Genomic DNA, 16,858 nt, shown 5'->3' with positions numbered 1-16,858 from the left:
ATTGATTAGGATAATTGGCTTACTGATTTTGGGTTTCCTGTTGAGCTCTTGTACTCATCATCCCTCTAAGCCTTTACTTATTCCAAATCAATGGCCCGTGAACGATTCTAAATTCATAAATACCGATGAACATCTGCCTTGTTTTCCATGGTGGAAGCAATTTAAAGATCCTAATTTAAATATGCTGATTGACAAAGGCCTGGTTAATAATAACGATGTGAAAGTCGCTGTAGCTCATATTGAAGCAGCTCAAGGAGAATTAAAACGCGTCCAACTGAATTGGATTCCTGAAGTCACGGGAAATGCTGGTTATTCTTCGTTTCCTTATCTAGGTTTTCCGGGAGTACTCCTGACGGTAGTTCCCTCTTATACCATTAATATCTTCAAACAGATTAAAGAACAACAGAAAGCCAAGTATGAATTAAAAGCCACAAAAGCAATGTATTATGGCGTTCGACTTGCTGTAATAAATCAGATTGCCAGCAATTATTTTAATCATCAAAGCCAAATGGAACAATTATTTTTGTTGCATTCCTTAGCAACTGATCTTTCTAAATTAATCACTATCTCTCAGGCTATGTATCAGCGTGGGTTATTTGCACGAACCCAATTAGAGCTTGCTAAAACGGAACTCTCATTAATCCGCTCGAAAGAACGAGTTGTGCAACAAAACATCGTGGTTAGCGAAAATGCCTTACATTATTTACTGGATGAAAATCCAGGAGAATTACCCCTGAAACGCCATTTTAGGGACTTAAATAGTCAACAAATGATCATTGGTGCTCTTCCATTAACCATTATTGAAAACCGACCTGATATGATGCAAGCAAAGCAAGAATTTTGTGCTGCTAATGCGGGAATTGGCATCGCTTTTTCTCATTTCTTACCTACTATCAATTTAGCTATGGCACGTGGAGAAATTGCTAAAGTGGCCAATGGAGGCCAATTAGGCCAGGCGATTCATTTTAATCAGGCCATTCTCGAGGTTCCTTTTTTAAGGGCATCTGCTTTAGGGCAACTACAAAAAGCTAAAGGATTAAATAAAGCATCCTATTATCGTTATACGGATACCTTACGTAAAGTACTTAGAGATGTGACCAACGATTTATCCGCGCATGAACTATATACAGAACGTCTTAATGATATAATGAGGGCAGAGCGCGAACTGAGAAGCGCTTATCAATTAAATAAGACTTTATATGAAAGAGGTATTATCAGCCATCTGATATTGATTGAAGAAAAAGTTAAATTAGATCAACTCGCTATTGAAGTAAATCAACACAAACTCGAACAATTAATGACTATTGTTAATCTGTATCAGGATTTAGCGGCTGGGTATAATTATGGTTCTTTTGCGCCACAATAAGGATAGCGTCCCATTCATGCAAACCCTGAGGGTTGTAATAGACATGGGGATACTATAGAGCTCCCAGGGTCGCATGTCGTTCTTCAACATGAACTTCTCTCTTATTGTTCACATTAAAGAATAAAACATTATCATGATGATGTCTCACCGTAGAGCGATGTGCGATACTAATAATTGTTGTTTTGGGCAGAAGCTCTTTGAGCCGACAATATACATGTTCTTCCACATTTTCATCTAACGAAGCTGTAGCCTCGTCCAGAAATATCCAGTCGGGCTTTCTTAGTAAAACACGTGCAAAGGCAATTCGCTGCTGCTCACCTAATGATTTAAAACCAACGTGTTGATCTAATTTGTCAGAAAGCATTCCCAAATTTACGGCATTTAAAGCTGAAATCAACTCACTATTAGAATACACACAATGTGCATCAGGATAAGCGAGTACCGCTCTCAGTGTGTCATTCGGGAGAGTGGGTTTTTGCGGTAAGAAATAAATAGATTCTAAGCTATTAGGGATTAAAATTTCTCCTTCCCCAGATAACCAAGTTCCCGCTATTGCTTTAAACAGACTGCTTTTTCCTGTTCCTGACGGAGCCTGAATCAGCGTATGAATTCCCGGTTTAAATTGTAAGTTAAGACCTTTAACGATTAATTCATTACTGCCGTGTAAATGAAGATTTAAGTTTTGTACGATAAGATTCTTATTGTGATGCCCTATCGAGCGAATTATGTTCTTAGTGGATTCACTTTCATTATTTTTCTCCAAAGTTTCTTGTAATGTTATAATTCGCGCTAAACTCGTTTGGAATTTATTAATCATTTCAAATGAGTTAATAAACCAGTTTAAAGAGCGCGTTATCATAGAAAAATAATATCCTGCAGAATAAAATACATCCAAGGTAATTAGATCTGTGAAATATAAAGGTGCGGCCGCCAGGACTGGAATAATTGCTTGGAGTATCCCATTAAATAAATTAAATGAGGAGGTTTCATTTTGAATGGATAATCGTCTTCTAGTTTTAGTATTTAATTCATCTACCTCTTTTTCCAATCGGTTTTGATAGTATTTCTCCGCGTGTTCAATTGCGATTTCTTCAGAGAAGATTTTAATATGTTGCAAATCTGAGCGTAAATTGGATTGAGCAATAGTCTCTTCGTTGGTGGATTCGCGTAATGATCGATTTATAAAATAGCCCATGAGCGAGGTTGCAATCCCTACTCCTAATGCCACTAAGACTAAAAATCCTGGGATTACTATAGTTCCTCCAAAAAGCATAAAGGATAATGAGCCTCCTGCTAAACTCAAAAGTACAGTATAAATAACGAGATTAAAAAAGTTATCGATAAAGCCTAATGACAAGTTTAGAAAGGAGTCCACCACTTTATCAATGTCTTCTTGGATACGTTGTTCCGGATTATCAATGTCACTATAAATTCGTGAAATTTCTAGGTAGTTTGTCTTATTATTTAAGTACTGATCTATTATTTTTTTTGTTAACCAGGAGCGCCAATTTACGTACAATTCATTTTTTAAAAAATTAGTTAAATAATTTAACCCCGCCATTGCACCCGAAATTAAAAGACAAGCTCCTACGCCCATTAACAAAAGAGCTGTATCTTTAACTATAAATGCGGCAAAAATATAGGGAAAACACCACCATCCTAAAACAAAGCTAAGACCAATTATTGTTAAAGTGCTCAAAGCACAACCCCCAAATAGAGCCCATGCCTTCCACTTATCATTGGAATTTAAAAAATAATCTGGCAAAAAATGTAGGGATTTTTTGAAGTAAGAGGGTTCGGTTTTGGAAGAGGTAGTCATTGAAGTATCAATAATGTTAAAAAAAAGACAAACATAATGCATATGCACTAAAGGATCAATTGATTTAGGAGAATGAAATTTCTGAGAATTAAACGACTAATTTTTTAACTATGACGTTCCTAACCAATTTCTCTGACAACCTGTTTTATAAGGTGCTTGATTTTTAAAAACTTAATGTTTAAAGTTCGATCAGAATTAACTGCATTAAGGAGGATTAAATGTTCGGTTTTTTTAATAAGGAAAATAAATGGCGAGCCGCCATGCAAGCTGCAAATGTAATTGGTTTATCGGTGGCTGCTTATAATTTATTGTCCAATCCTGACACAGCTTGGGAAAATGGTTTTCAGATGGTAATGCTGGCGATTAATGTAGTTACTTTCAGTAGCAATGATAATCCGTTGTCCAGCATAGGTAATGCTGCTCTTAATTTTACAGGTTTGGGTACCGCTTATGCAGCAGCTACATCAGGTTGCACTGCAAATTCGCTTCCCGTTACTGTAGGAAATGTTTTATTGCATGCGACCAACGCAGTGACAAGTATTTGTTACAAATATGAGCCCCATGAAGAAAACACTTCCGCAACACCTAATAAAGCCATGTAATCTATTGAGGTTGAGCTGGAATGCTCAACCTCATCAATGAATTCAAATTGTATAAGAACAAATCACTTAACGTTCATTAATATCAGTTGAAATGAAAAATTTGAGCTATATTAAAATACAGGATTTGAACAAATAACAACAAGGACAAATCATGAGCGCTCTTCTGCTATTATTTTTAGCAGTAACTATAAGCTATTTTCCGCAACTTCCTTTGGAGCTTCCTCAGACACGTACTATGAAGGATGATGCCCGTTTCATTAGTGAAATAACACCGTTTCCAGGTATCGAGCAAATTAACGATCTCTACTTAAATGATATTAAATCATTGTTAACTCGTGAAGCGCCTAATTTAAATCCCTTAGTGGTCAACAAAGTCCTCACTACCCTTAAGTGTGCTACCTCATATAATGTGGTGCACAATAATATTTTAACCGTTATTGATTATTCATTGCCTTCCAATGAGAAGCGTTTCTGGGTGTTTGATTTAAAAGCAAGAAAGTTATTGTATTATACTTATGTATCCCATGGTATCAAATCAGGCTCATTATTGACCAATTTCTTTTCAAATAAATTTAACAGCAAAGCAAGCAGTATTGGGGTTTATCAAACTCAACAAGCTTATTATGGTCGTGATGGTCTCTCATTACGGTTGGATGGGTTGGATCGTAGTTTTAACGATAATGCATCAGGTCGGTCTGTTGTAATGCATTCTGGTTGGTATGTAGAAGAAGGGTTTATTAAAAGATATGGACGACCTGGACGAAGTTGGGGGTGTCCTGCACTCCCTTTAGCGATATCTAATGGAATTATTAACACGATAAAAGATAAATCATTATTGGTTATTTACTATCCGAGTGATGCATGGTTTGCCAAATCAAAATTTTTAAATTGTGATAAAACGGCTGCATCTCAGCATACGAATGATTCAACGATACAAGTACCTGCTTCTGCTCCTAATGAACATCGCGATGCGATTTTATTTGTAGGAAGTGGTTATAAAGGCAGTAAGAACGCTGAAAGTAAACCTGTAGCGGTTATTTCAGCAGATACTTATGAACGGGTATTTCATACTACTGCGCCATTAACCCGAATGTTAAGACGTCAAATTAACCATGCAGAATACATAGCTTTGAATGCAACAGAACTTTATTATTTGGCCAATAATAAGGCCGATAGTGCAACAGGTCAAAGTGAGAGTTTAAATGCCATCCATTTTGTTATTCCGGTGCTAAAAATAGTCCGAGGCGGTTATTATGAAACACAAATGCAAATCGTCAATTTAGGTAAAATCAAAGAAGTTAGAATTAATGGAGGTTTATCCAAAGAAAACGAACTTGCAAATAGCTTCACCGTTTATTTTGAGGGAAGTTCGACCGTTAATTTACATGCGAATAATGAATTTATCCGGTGGGTGGGATTATAGTTATAACTAGCTGAGTATAACCCGAGAATAAAAAATTCTCGGGTCATAGATTATACTACATGAGCTCATTAGTTGAATCATCAAGTTCAAGCCACATAGCGTTTAAAATGGCGAAACAACAAGCAAGACCAGTACCTAAAATCCAGGAAAAATACCACATAAAATACCTCCTAATAAGCCGTATCCGCATTTTTAATAAGTGTTTGCTCTGTTATTTTTCCACGTAATACACGATAAACCCAAGCGGTATAAAGCAAAATAATGGGTAGGAAAATAACCGTAGCTGCTAACATAATAAACAGAGTTAATTGACTGGAAGAACTATCCCAAACTAACAAACTTTGTCCAGGATTTGAGGAAGAGGGGAGTATGAATGGAAACATACTTACACCTACCGTGGTGATAATTCCTACAACAGAAAGAGCACTGCAAATAAAAGCCGTTTTAACATGTTTTGCGGCAATAAATGTTAATAAAGCTGCAATAACTCCAACTCCTGGAGCGAGTAAGGTTATGGGAAAACTACGATAATTAGAAAACCATGCATCAGCTTCTCGGATAACTGTTTTGTAATGTGGGTTTGAGGGACCATCATGAGCTAAAGCGCTGGTCAAACTATAACCATCAATACCATAATGAAGCCAAATTCCTGCACCAATAAAGAGTAAGAAGGACAATAGAGCAGATATTTTCCCTGCATTTCGAGCTCGCTGTTGTAAATATCCCTCTGTTCTTAGGTTGAGAAAAAAAGCACCATGCATGGCAAGCATCAGTACAGAGAGTACTCCACATAATAGAGCAAAAGGATTCAATAAACCAAAGAAACTACCGGTATAAAATGGTCGTAAAGATTCATCAAAATAAAAAGGAACGCCTTGCAAAACATTGCCCACAGCAACCCCAAAGATCAATGCAGGGACAAAACCACCGACAAACAAAGCATAGTCCCAGAATGAACGCCATTGAGGATTAGTTAATTTTGAACGGTACTTAAAGCCAACTGGACGCAAGATAAGGGCCAATAATACCAACAGCATCGCCAAATAAAAACCTGAGAAAGAGAGTGCATATAAGATTGGCCAGGCAGCGAATATCGCACCACCCCTAAAATAAACCAGACTTGATTTCCTTCCCAAGTCGCACCGATGCTGTTAATTAAAATACGTCGCTCAGTATCTGTTTTTGCAATCCAGGGTAGCCACATTGCCACACCCAGGTCAAAACCATCCATGACTGCAAAACCAATCAGTAATAAACCGAGCAAAATCCACCATATGATTCGTAATGTTTCATAATCCAAAGGCATAATTGAATCTCCTAGTGAGCCATATTATCAGGGCCAAGACGGATGTACTTAACCATCAAGAAAATTTCAACGACGGCAAGAATTGAATAAAAGAGAATAAAACCAGTTATTGAGGTCAATACTTGAGCATTACTTAATGTAGATGTACCCATGGCAGTAGGTAATATATCCTGGACTGCCCAAGGTTGCCGTCCGTATTCCGCAACGACCCAACCTAGCTCTGCTGCAATCCAAGGTAATGGCAAGGAATAAAATGCCATACGTAAATACCAACGGGTAGTATGTAATTTACGTCTCATAGATAAGTAGAAGCCTACTGCAAATAAAAGAATGAAAAAGAATCCACAGGCGACCATAATACGGAAGGAGAAAAATAAAGGAGCGACTCGGGGCTTCAAATCATGTGCGGCTTGATTAATTTGATCTTCAGTTGCGTCAACAACTTGTTCCGTATATTTTTTCAAGAGCAGACCATAGCCTAAATATTTATTGTGTGCGGTAAAATCTGCTTTTGCTTGTTCGTCATTAGGATTTTTTTGTAATCGAGTTAATGCTTCATAAGCAAGCATTCCTTCTTTGATCCGTTCTTTTCCTTGTTCAATCAATTCTGAAATACCTTCCAGGGGTTCCGAGAAGGTTCGTGTTGCGATTAATCCTAATGCATAAGGGATGGTTATTGCGTAATCAGTGGTCATTGTTTCTTCATTAGGAATACCAAAAACCGTAAGACCAGCTGGGGCCTTTTCCGTATGCCACATGGCTTCGATGGTTGCGAATTTCATTTTTTGGTTTTGATTATCCAGATAACCGCTTTCATCGCCTAACACAACTACTGCTAAAGCGGATGCAAGTCCAAAACTTGCAGCTACAGTGATTGAACGTTTGGCAAAGTTTATATTTCTGCCTCGTAATAGGAAATATGCACTGATGGATAATACAAAAATTGAGCCTGTAACGTAGCCAGCACTGATAGTATGAACAAATTTGGCTTGAGCAACCGGATTAAACATTACAGCAACAAAATCGGTGACTTCCATGCGCATGGTATGGAAATTAAATTCCGCCCCCACAGGGTTTTGCATCCAGCCATTAGCAATCAAAATCCATAATGCTGAAAGATTTGTCCCTAAAGCAAGTAACCAGGTACAAAACATATGTTGGAATCGACTTAACCTATCCCAGCCGAAAAAGAACAAACCGACAAAAGTGGCTTCTAAAAAGAAAGCCATTAGACCTTCAATCGCCAGTGGAGCACCGAACACATCGCCCACATAATGGGAATAGTAGGCCCAATTTGTTCCAAACTGAAATTCCATAGTCAATCCGGTAGCGACACCCAGTACAAAATTGATACCGAAGAGAATTCCCCAATATTTGACCATTTGTCGCCAAATATCACGACCAGTCATTACAAAAATAGTTTCCATAATGGCTAAAAGTAACGACAACCCCAATGTGAGTGGAACAAAAAGAAAATGATAAAGTGCTGTTAGAGCAAACTGTAAACGGGATAGATCGACCAGATCACTACCAGGAATCATTACTCACCTCACATGTCATGTACTTATTGATAAAATCTTTAGATTTCCTATTTTGTCTTATAAAATGCTAAGGAATTCCCTAATTTATTTTTTTTCATAAGGAAGATATTCTTTTGCTTGAATTGTTCCTAACAGCCATTGTTCATTGCTTTGATGTGGTTTTTCCACGTTTTTAAAGCAAATTAACCATAATAAAATCAATAGACTAAATTTAATAATCACGGTTATAAGAATATCACGAGTCAAGGGCTTAAGCATTTTCTTTAACCCTCGTTTCTTGACTCAGTATTCCAAATTTTAAAGATTCTGCGATTAATGAAGCTTTGTGAACAATTTCTTCTGCCTTTTCCCTGGGCAAATGGTGTGCCGCTTCTTTCTGGAATAAATCCAGCCAACGAACAAAATGTGCTTCTGTAATAGGAGTGACTTGTTTTAATAGGACATGTTTTTGATAGGCATTGCCATGGTACTCATTGGTTTTCAACATGATGCTATTCCAAAATTGACACAGTAGGGTGATGTGTTCATCCCAATCAACGTGTGCCACATCATTAAAGATGGGGCCAAGGACCTCATCTTTTTGCACTTTTTGGTAAAAATGGGTCACGAGCTTTTCAATATGGGTTTTATTCAGCTCAGTCATATCACTATCTGCTGATATAAATTGGGATAATGATACTTAAGTTTCATTTTAAATACAACTTTAAATTAGTACCAAATTTGATTATTTCCTTATTTTTAATTAACTCAAGTAAAGCGATTGCATTATTAAACTTTTCGTTTTTAGCGCTGTATAACAAAGTTACAGTTTGGTGTTCTGCTTTTGTCGTGATCTTGGTAAGTTGCTCTTGCTTTTCAGCCAGCTCACCCGTGTAGCGTTTTTTAAATTCTTGCCATTTTTCAGGTTGATGGTGAAACCATTGACGTAACTCGTTACTTGGGGCAATTTCTTTTAACCATAAGTCTATAGCAGCCTTCTCTTTGTTTACTCCACGAGGCCATAATCTATCAACCAATATTCTGTATCCATCTGATGAATCAGCTTGTTCATAAATTCTTTTGATCTTTATTTCATGCATCATGCATTTCTTCTTGAGGAGGAAGCTTGAGTAATGGGTAGAGCTCAATTTTATTTTGAATAATATCTTCTAAACTAAACTGATCTAAAATTTCAAAAAAAGCTTTTTGTGCTTCCAGAAGAATTTTTCGTAATTTACATGCTGGTGCAATGCAACAATTTGCTTTATCTTGATTAAAACATGGGACTAAATCAAAGTGCGGCTCTAGTTTTAAAACAAGAGTTTTTAGATTAATCTCTGCAGGATTTTCAGCCATAATAATGCCGCCATTTTTCCCTCTAATTGTTTTAATAATTCCCATTTTTGATAAATTATGAATTATTTTTATTAAATGGTTATGTGAGATGGCATAAGCCGAGGCGATATCATTAATGGTGCATGTATTTTGTTTGAGTGCGATATAAATTAAAGCACGTAGCGAGTAATCAGTAAATTGAGTGAGTTGCATTCAACACCCTAAATTGTAAATAAGAGCTTATTATTTCTTTTTATTAGATGTATTTCAAATGCAATTTCAAGTCGTCAAAAAATCGACAGAGAAACTATTATTAAAGCGTACTTGAGCTATAATTAAATTTATGGAGTTGAGAAACGGGGAATGATCATGAGCAGAACTATTATGAGTAAAATCATATGCATTGGGATTTTTGCTCTAGGCTTATTTGCTGCTGGAATGAGTTCTGCTGGTGGTGGGTGGCACGGTGGAGGCTGGCATGGCGGTGGAGGCGGCTGGCATGGCGGTGGTTGGCACGGAGGAGGCTGGCACGGTGGTTACTACCATAATGGTTGGAACGATGGTTATGGCGGCTGGGGTACTGGGGTTGTTATCGGGGTTCCTTACTATAACGATTATTACTATCCCTCATGTCAAACTGTTCGCGTATGTAATCAATATGGACATTGTTGGTTACAAGAATCGTGCTATTAAAACTATAAAATATTAATTTAACCCACAATAAGTCATGTGGGTTTTTTTATTTAAAAAACATAAAAAGCTTTTAGTCGTATATAGACGCCGCAAATTGATAAAAGGATAGTATCTATTGGTAAAAATTGGTACTATTTTTGATTGTTTTCCATTTAACATGAGTTTCTTATGAATAACACAATAGAATATTTGAAGCATCTAAATTGGGAACATATCGCTTTTGCTACGTTTTTACTCTTTTTTGGTTATTTTTTTGCAAAAAAAATCAGCCACTGGGTGGAAAAAATAATTGAAAATCGATTTTCAAAACACCTCGCAATGTTATCAAGTCGGGTGATTTATTACGGCTTTTTTTTGCTGTTTTCGATTTCAGCATTGCATGAGATGGGGTTTAAATTAACTTTATTACTAGGGACTGCGGGTTTATTTACGGTAGCTTTAAGCTTTGCTTCGCAAACGGCCGCATCCAATCTAATTAGTGGGGTGTTTCTTTTATTTGAACGCCCCTTTAAAGTAGGGGACGTGATCTCCATTAAAGAGACTAAAGGAACAGTTGAAACTATTGACTGGTTATCCACTAAAATCAAAACCATTGACAATCGATTAATTCGAATTCCCAACGAGGGGTTAATTAAATCAGAAATTACCAACTTGAGTATATTTCCTCAAAAACGAGATGAGATCATACTTAGAATTGATGCGGTACATGATGTCAATAATATTAAGTCTTTACTCCATAAAATTTGTGAGGAGTGCAGTCATATCTTACCAACACCTAAACCTCAAATTTTGTTATCTCAGATGATTGATAGAGGCGGTGTTGAACTTAAAGTGTTGTATTGGTCAAAAAGCGATTTAGCTACAGTACGTGATGAAGTGCTCTCTGCAATTAAAATAACTTTTGAACGAGAAGCAATTAGTTTTGTTAATGATCGAATTTACATACCAACACTTCCTTCTTCTGCGACATCCTTACCTCTATAGTTGAAGATAAAGACAAAAACGGAATCAAAATCATTTGTTCCCATGTTAACTTTTTAAACAGGTTTCGTTTTGTTTTAGCTAAATTACAATATTAAGACCACTTGCGAGTCTGGCATACTAGGTGTATGTTGAATATGAATGGATTGGAAGTGGGAGTTGAAATGGAATCAACGATCGAAATTGTTGGCTATATTGCCTGTTGCTTGGTGTTGGCGACGTTCTATGTCAAAAGGATTTTGACATTACGTCTCATCGCAATTTGCTCCAATGTAGCCTTTATTATGTATGCACTTGGTAGTACTCTTTATCCGATTTTTGTTCTGCATGCGTTATTATTACCCTTGAACTTATATCGGATTTTTGAAATAAAGAGAGGGACACTTAACTCTGATTCGCGAATCTATATTAATAGACGATGAATGGTTAAGGAAATGTAAATAATAGTTACAAATGTCTAAAGAGATCAATGACATTTTTACTCTAGTTATTTTCATCATCAGAAAATGATTAAGTGGAAATTTGCCTAAAATTTAGGAATAAATTGAGTATATATGGGAAGTACTGCTGTTCAAAGCATGCATATAGAAGAAAGTTCTAATTGTGGGTGAAGTTTAACAAATCCGTTAATTTGAAAAATATTAAACCCAGGTTTCGTTATGCTTCACCCAGGATAATATTCTTTTGAGCAGCAATCATTTATTTTTCTGTTCGTGCTCAAGGAGCCATTGTTTTCGTAAAGTCCCTCCACCATACCCACCCAGGTTTCCACTGGTATTAATGATACGATGACAAGGAATAATAATTGAAAGCGAATTTGCACCATTAGCATTAGCAACTGCTCTGTAGGCAGTGGGTTTACCTAAGGTTTGGGCTTGTTCTGCATAACTTCTCGTTTCCCCATAAGGAATTAGTGTTAAAGCATGCCAAGCCATTTTTTGAAAAGGGGTACCTTGCATTTGGATTGGAGTGTTAAATTTTTTTAGCGTTCCTGAAAAATAAGCTTTGAGTTCTTTTTCAATCGATCGAAGTGGCGCTGTATCTCCGGGAATAATAGCTGCCTTCATTTTATTTCTTAGTCGTTCTACCTCACGCTCTAAGCCTCTTCTATCTACGAACTCCAAAAGATATAAAGCTTCATCATCAGCTACTCCAATCATTGGTCCAAGAGGTGAATCGAACCAGGAGGCCTTTAAAACACTAAAATGTTTTGCTAACTGCGAAGGTGCCGCTCCCATTATTTTAGAAAAAGCATCGCGAAAACCACTACTGGATTCATATCCAACATTTAGTTGTGTTTCAATCACCACTGTACCCTCACGAATTTGTTTCATGGCTATACCCATTCTTCTTGCACGTGCGTAAGCAACAAAAGTCATGCCGAAGCGTTTTTTAAATTGCCTGCGTGCAGTTGATGTATCAACTCCTAACGCGACAAAATCGCTGTCTTTCCATCTCTTTTCAGGATTGGCTTCTACAGCAGCAACCAATTTTTGAATTAAATGTGAAGCCTGATTAGGATAGGACAGTGGCTGGCAACGCATACACGGTCTATATGAAGCTAGAAGTGCTTCTTGAATTGTGCGAAAAAATTCACAGTTTTCAAATTTTGGTTTTTTTGCAGGACAAGTAGGCCGACAAAATATTCCAGTTGATTTTACTCCAACATAAAATTGACCTTCATATTTGGAGTTTTTAGTAAGTAAGGCCTGGTAATATTCTTTTTTTTCTGTATCAGTTAACATGTAATGCTCAAATCAGTTGTTTCAATAGTTACTATAGCTTTTTTTAAAAAATGTGCGACCGAAATTCAGGCATCGAATTTAAGAAAGAATTTATCAATTATCCATGACCATCCAATCTTCAGAAATTTAGGATGAAAATCTCATTATTTGTTACTCATGCTAAGTCTGGAGGAATTCCTCATTGCGGTTATACATAACGTATCCACCACCTATTATAGCTTGTGTTTAGTTTAGTGAAACACCTGTTCCTTGATAGACCTACAAACTATTGCTGCTAAAACACACAGGTTTTTCTATTTTTCCCTGAGATGGTAAATTTACTCGGGTCATACCGCACTGATCTGTTCTATAAAAAGGAATTTTTAATGAGTCCATAGTGGCCAAAGTTTTAGCATGAGGAAAGTGAAAACGATTATCAAAACCTAATGAGGCTATAGCATAGCGGGGGGTAACTTCGAGCAAGAATCGATAAGAAGACGAGGTTTTACTACCGTGATGAGGAACAATTAACACATCAGAAGCCAGTTGTTCTTGATATGTTTTTATTAAATAATCTTCGGCTTCTTTTTCAATATCACCGGTTAACAATATCTTTCCCGCTTTAGTGCTTACTTGCAAGATACATGAATTATTGTTTTTATTCTTAAAATGATGGGTGATTGGAAAAAAAATAAAATGAATACCATCCCACGTCCACCGTGGATAATCATGGCATGATTCACCATGACCGTAATAACGAGGTTCATTGACCAATAGTTGCTCTATGTGCATTCCTTTTTCAAGAGATTTGAGTCCTCCACGGTGATCTTTATCTGGATGACTAATGACCACGGCATCAATTTTTTTTATCCCTAAGGTTTTAAGGTAAGGTAAAATCACCATATTCCCTAGGTCATTTCCTTGAAAAAACCGATCTCCAGTATCATAGATCAACACATGATGTTGGCTTCTTATCGCAACGGCCAAACCTTGGCCTACATCCAAAATATCAATTACTGCTTCTCCTGGAGATAATACAGTGCGGAATGGGTAAAATGGAAGCATTACCCAGAGTAATGCAATCCATTGTAGGCGTTTAATAGGTAATAAAATCCACATCAGTAAAGCGCCCATCAAGAGAACCACCCATTCAATGCTATGGACCGAATAATTAATATTAACAACTTCTAAATGTTCGATAAGGCTTAATCCGTTGAATAACAGTGCAATCAGAAATGATAAGGGCTTCATTAAGAGGACGGCAACATTCCATGAACTGAGTGCCATCGTTATTAATGCTATGGGTACGATTAAAAAGCTAACTAGAGGAATAGCAAATAAATTCGCAATAAAACCATTAATGGAACCATACGAATACCAGTATAGGGTTAACGGCATGAGTCCAATTAAGCAGCTTAATTGTAAGGCTAAACTTCCTTTATATCCTTTTAACTTCCAACGTTGTTGAGTTAAAAGCAAACACGCGACAGCCAAAAAAGAAAAATAAAAACCTTGCATGAATACTGCGTGTGGTTCGATACATAAAACACCAAAGAGAGCATATCTCCATATTTGCCAGGCTGAAAAGCGCTGTTTTCCTAGACGATAGAAGGTATAAAAAAAACAGCCGATGAGTGCTCTTTGTACTGGTGGGGCAAATCCTGCTAAGAAAGCATATAATAAAGCCGCCAGGAGCCCGCTAACACTAGCAATATAGGGGGCTGGAATATACAAACAGCAGAAGGCGCTTTGAGACCATAGCCATCGAATCAGCCAATAAATCATTCCAGATATTAATGCAATATGTTCTCCTGAAATTCCGAATAAATGGGTGGTTCCTGTACGTCTAAATAGATCCCAATTTTGCGGGCTAATATGGTTGGTCAAATTTAAAGTTAATGCTTCAAAAACTCCTGCAGTAAATTGATTCGGTGCCAATTGGTTGAGTTTATTGCCTAGATGTTCACGTACTTGAAGCCAATTAAAATGAGAAGGAGATTCTGAGAGTAAATGATTGTTTTTAGAAAGAATATAGCCCGTCCAATGAATATGCCTTGTATTTAGTGTGCCGACATAATCGGCGCTTCCTGGGTTAAAATAATTTCGTGGTTTTTTTAACTTGGCGGTAAACTGCCATCGTTGCCCTACGTGTATTTCAGGAGCATTGTTATACCAGGCCAATTGAATTAATCCTTGAGCTGGATGCTGATCATATTCCTCAAGTGCAAATAGAAATTGTGTTTTAGAGAAATCTTGGTTAGGAATAGATGCAATTCTTCCTTGAATTATTACTTTAGGTATGACTGGACTATTGGGCATCCCTCTGGGTACATTAAGCAATTGATGCAGGCATGCGACTAACACCCCTAGAATAAAAAAGAGAATCAAGGAATACTTTGGACTGAGGAACAAAAAGAGTAGGCTAATTAGAGGCAAAGTACGATTGAGCGTATACAGGTAAAGTATGCCTGTGAAAAAGCAAAAAATTTCCATTTCATTTTAAGTTGGACCGTCCGTTAAACGGAATAGTAGAGAAGAGGGTTTTGTTTGTAAAGTAAATTTTTACTATGGCCGTACAGATATGAAGAACACTTTTAATTTAGATTATGGATAGTTCAGTTTAAATCAGCTTGGATTCCAACAACTAGGTTGTACGGCTCCTGTTGAGTCTACAGCTGTTTTTATATTGGATTGATCGATACTCAAACTCGCACAAGTCGCATCCTTAGTTTGATAACCCATGGGTGTTGCTGTCAAAGTATAAGTAGTGGTTCCTAACTTAGCTATGCGAATACGGTAAAAGCCTTGAGTCGATGTTTGCGGAAATGAAAGTAATGGGCTGCAAAGGACATTATAAGAAAAATGTTCGGCATAACATCGTTCCAGAGTGAATTGAGCTCGTATAAGTGTGGAGATGGCATCGGAACGATGCCTTTTAAGCAAGAAATGAACGTAGCAAGGGTAGGCGATTGCAGAAAGGGTGGCTATAACAAATAGGGTCATCATTAATTCAATTAAGGTGAATCCTTTTCTTCGTATTGGATTTACTTTGTACATCCTTATTACTATCCTTTTACACAAGTGAGCCTAATAGTGACTGCTTTAATCCCATTCGATAAATTTCTCGATTTCCGCACTTGCTACCTTGTATTGCCGATGCCTTTTTTTGTTCTGCGCAAAAGCATGAGGTCTATTGCATTGAATTTGATTTTTAAATGTTTTTAATGCATCTTCTAAATTTACAAAATCATAACCATTTCGTTTATACAAATTTATAATATCAGGCAAAACATAAGCATTAAGTAAATTTGCATGAATTAATAAAATTTGTGCTTGCTCGGTATTTTGATGAAATTCATTGTGTTCCTCAGCACGAAGTGTTTGTTGCCAAATAAAATCAAGATAAAAAGGCTTCAACTCATCTAAATAGGTGCGTCGATTCACTTCAGGAACTGATAACAAGCGTTGATTAAAAACAAAATCTTTGGAATCAATAGTAATTGGGGCAACTTGGTAATTCTTTCGGGCAAGATAACAGAGTATTTCTTCTTTTTTTTGTCCAGAGCTCATCGCCAAGTAAGGATAACGAAAATATTTAGGTTTCGTTAAAACAGGATGTAATATCTTGTCCGCACCTCGAATTTCCTCAATGTATTCTTGGGTATCCATTTTATTTAAATTAGCATGCGTGAGGGTATGATTACCTAAACCAAACCCAGCATCGCGGAATTTATGCAGTATTTCCCAATTATTTTTACGTACTTCACTGGCAATAATAAATCCAGTAGCAGGAATTTGCTCTTTAGTCATGGTTTCAATCATCATGTTTAAATGAAAATTTCGATATTCGCCAACAAAAGGTAAATCATCGATGGTGATGGAGACTATTTTTTTGGGGGAAAAAGATTTTTTAGGGGACTCTTTTTTTATATCGTAATTTTCTTGTGATTGATCCTCGGAATCTAAGATACTCACATTATTAGCGGAGTCCGTAGCAATGCGATGACCAAATGCAAAACTGGTACTCTGACTCGCTATTAAAACCAACAGAATAAATGATATTTCTTTAATAAATAATTTAATTTTCAT

Annotated in this window: 17 protein-coding genes and 1 pseudogene; 6 read left to right on the top strand and 12 right to left on the bottom strand. The window is 36.8% G+C overall.

What is annotated here, in order from left to right; all coding sequences use genetic code 11:
• Position 1 precedes the first annotated feature (1 nt).
• The gene (locus tag HBNCFIEN_RS12315) at positions 2-1,366 is read left to right on the top strand and encodes a TolC family protein (RefSeq protein WP_182391373.1); all 1,365 of its coding nucleotides are present in this window, start codon (positions 2-4) and stop codon (positions 1,364-1,366) included.
• Between the two features lie 52 nt (positions 1,367-1,418).
• Here HBNCFIEN_RS12315 and HBNCFIEN_RS12310 read toward each other — a convergent pair whose 3' ends face one another.
• Positions 1,419-3,185, bottom strand: coding sequence for an ABC transporter ATP-binding protein/permease (locus HBNCFIEN_RS12310; RefSeq protein ID WP_182391372.1), 1,767 nt, complete (start codon positions 3,183-3,185; stop codon positions 1,419-1,421).
• A gap of 218 nt (positions 3,186-3,403) precedes the next feature.
• Here HBNCFIEN_RS12310 and HBNCFIEN_RS12305 point away from each other — a divergent pair, with 218 nt between their 5' ends.
• Positions 3,404-3,787 (top strand): hypothetical protein, encoded by a 384-nt coding sequence (locus HBNCFIEN_RS12305; protein ID WP_182391371.1) that lies wholly within the window; start codon positions 3,404-3,406, stop codon positions 3,785-3,787.
• 151 nt (positions 3,788-3,938) lie between these two features.
• Entirely contained in the window at positions 3,939-5,210 is a 1,272-nt protein-coding gene (locus HBNCFIEN_RS12300) for a murein L,D-transpeptidase catalytic domain family protein (protein WP_182391370.1), read from the top strand.
• A 55-nt stretch (positions 5,211-5,265) separates the two neighbouring features.
• Here the strand turns inward: HBNCFIEN_RS12300 and cydX are convergent, their stop codons facing one another.
• The 7 genes and pseudogenes from cydX to HBNCFIEN_RS12265 form a co-directional block, all read right to left on the bottom strand.
• Positions 5,266-5,370: a cytochrome bd-I oxidase subunit CydX gene (cydX, locus tag HBNCFIEN_RS12295; protein WP_182391369.1), complete on the bottom strand. Its 105-nt coding sequence runs from the start codon at positions 5,368-5,370 to the stop codon at positions 5,266-5,268.
• A 10-nt stretch (positions 5,371-5,380) separates the two neighbouring features.
• Positions 5,381-6,516, bottom strand: a pseudogene (gene cydB, locus HBNCFIEN_RS12290) (cytochrome d ubiquinol oxidase subunit II).
• 11 nt (positions 6,517-6,527) lie between these two features.
• Positions 6,528-8,057 (bottom strand): cytochrome ubiquinol oxidase subunit I, encoded by a 1,530-nt coding sequence (locus HBNCFIEN_RS12285; RefSeq protein ID WP_182391368.1) that lies wholly within the window; start codon positions 8,055-8,057, stop codon positions 6,528-6,530.
• Positions 8,058-8,141: 84 nt separating this feature from the next.
• The gene (cydP, locus tag HBNCFIEN_RS12280; RefSeq protein ID WP_182391367.1) at positions 8,142-8,315 is read right to left on the bottom strand and encodes a cytochrome oxidase putative small subunit CydP; all 174 of its coding nucleotides are present in this window, start codon (positions 8,313-8,315) and stop codon (positions 8,142-8,144) included.
• Positions 8,308-8,700, bottom strand: a complete 393-nt coding sequence (locus HBNCFIEN_RS12275) for a group III truncated hemoglobin (RefSeq protein WP_182391366.1) — start codon at positions 8,698-8,700, stop codon at positions 8,308-8,310. Before HBNCFIEN_RS12275 ends, cydP begins: the two co-directional genes overlap by 8 nt.
• Before the next feature lie 43 nt (positions 8,701-8,743).
• Complete coding sequence (locus HBNCFIEN_RS12270; RefSeq protein ID WP_255464211.1) at positions 8,744-9,139, bottom strand: DUF488 domain-containing protein; 396 nt, start codon at positions 9,137-9,139, stop codon at positions 8,744-8,746.
• Positions 9,129-9,584 carry an Rrf2 family transcriptional regulator gene (locus HBNCFIEN_RS12265; protein ID WP_182391365.1) on the bottom strand — a complete coding sequence of 152 codons (456 nt, stop codon included), beginning with the start codon at positions 9,582-9,584 and terminating at the stop codon, positions 9,129-9,131. The genes HBNCFIEN_RS12270 and HBNCFIEN_RS12265 overlap by 11 nt, the downstream gene beginning before the upstream one ends.
• Positions 9,585-9,740: 156 nt before the next feature.
• Here HBNCFIEN_RS12265 and HBNCFIEN_RS12260 point away from each other — a divergent pair, with 156 nt between their 5' ends.
• The 3 genes from HBNCFIEN_RS12260 to HBNCFIEN_RS12250 all read left to right on the top strand — a co-directional run bounded on the left by HBNCFIEN_RS12260 (position 9,741) and on the right by HBNCFIEN_RS12250 (position 11,467).
• On the top strand, positions 9,741-10,064 hold the full coding sequence (locus HBNCFIEN_RS12260; protein WP_182391364.1) for a hypothetical protein: 324 nt from the start codon (positions 9,741-9,743) through the stop codon (positions 10,062-10,064).
• A gap of 168 nt (positions 10,065-10,232) precedes the next feature.
• Positions 10,233-11,048 carry a mechanosensitive ion channel family protein gene (locus HBNCFIEN_RS12255; RefSeq protein WP_182391363.1) on the top strand — a complete coding sequence of 272 codons (816 nt, stop codon included), beginning with the start codon at positions 10,233-10,235 and terminating at the stop codon, positions 11,046-11,048.
• Between the two features lie 161 nt (positions 11,049-11,209).
• Positions 11,210-11,467: a hypothetical protein gene (locus tag HBNCFIEN_RS12250; protein ID WP_182391362.1), complete on the top strand. Its 258-nt coding sequence runs from the start codon at positions 11,210-11,212 to the stop codon at positions 11,465-11,467.
• A gap of 273 nt (positions 11,468-11,740) precedes the next feature.
• Here the strand turns inward: HBNCFIEN_RS12250 and HBNCFIEN_RS12245 are convergent, their stop codons facing one another.
• From HBNCFIEN_RS12245 to HBNCFIEN_RS12230, 4 genes are all read right to left on the bottom strand, one after another.
• Complete coding sequence (locus tag HBNCFIEN_RS12245) at positions 11,741-12,790, bottom strand: bifunctional transcriptional activator/DNA repair enzyme AdaA (protein WP_182391361.1); 1,050 nt, start codon at positions 12,788-12,790, stop codon at positions 11,741-11,743.
• A gap of 258 nt (positions 12,791-13,048) precedes the next feature.
• Positions 13,049-15,262 carry a DNA internalization-related competence protein ComEC/Rec2 gene (locus HBNCFIEN_RS12240; RefSeq protein ID WP_182391360.1) on the bottom strand — a complete coding sequence of 738 codons (2,214 nt, stop codon included), beginning with the start codon at positions 15,260-15,262 and terminating at the stop codon, positions 13,049-13,051.
• A 132-nt stretch (positions 15,263-15,394) separates the two neighbouring features.
• Positions 15,395-15,826: a type IV pilin protein gene (locus HBNCFIEN_RS12235; RefSeq protein ID WP_182391359.1), complete on the bottom strand. Its 432-nt coding sequence runs from the start codon at positions 15,824-15,826 to the stop codon at positions 15,395-15,397.
• A 45-nt stretch (positions 15,827-15,871) separates the two neighbouring features.
• Positions 15,872-16,858: a polysaccharide deacetylase family protein gene (locus HBNCFIEN_RS12230; protein WP_255464209.1), complete on the bottom strand. Its 987-nt coding sequence runs from the start codon at positions 16,856-16,858 to the stop codon at positions 15,872-15,874.

It is taken from the genome of Legionella sp. PC997 (assembly GCF_014109825.1).
Lineage (GTDB): Bacteria > Pseudomonadota > Gammaproteobacteria > Legionellales > Legionellaceae > Legionella.
Note: the sequence above shows the minus strand (reverse complement) of the source record. Positions and strands in the feature narration are given on the sequence as shown.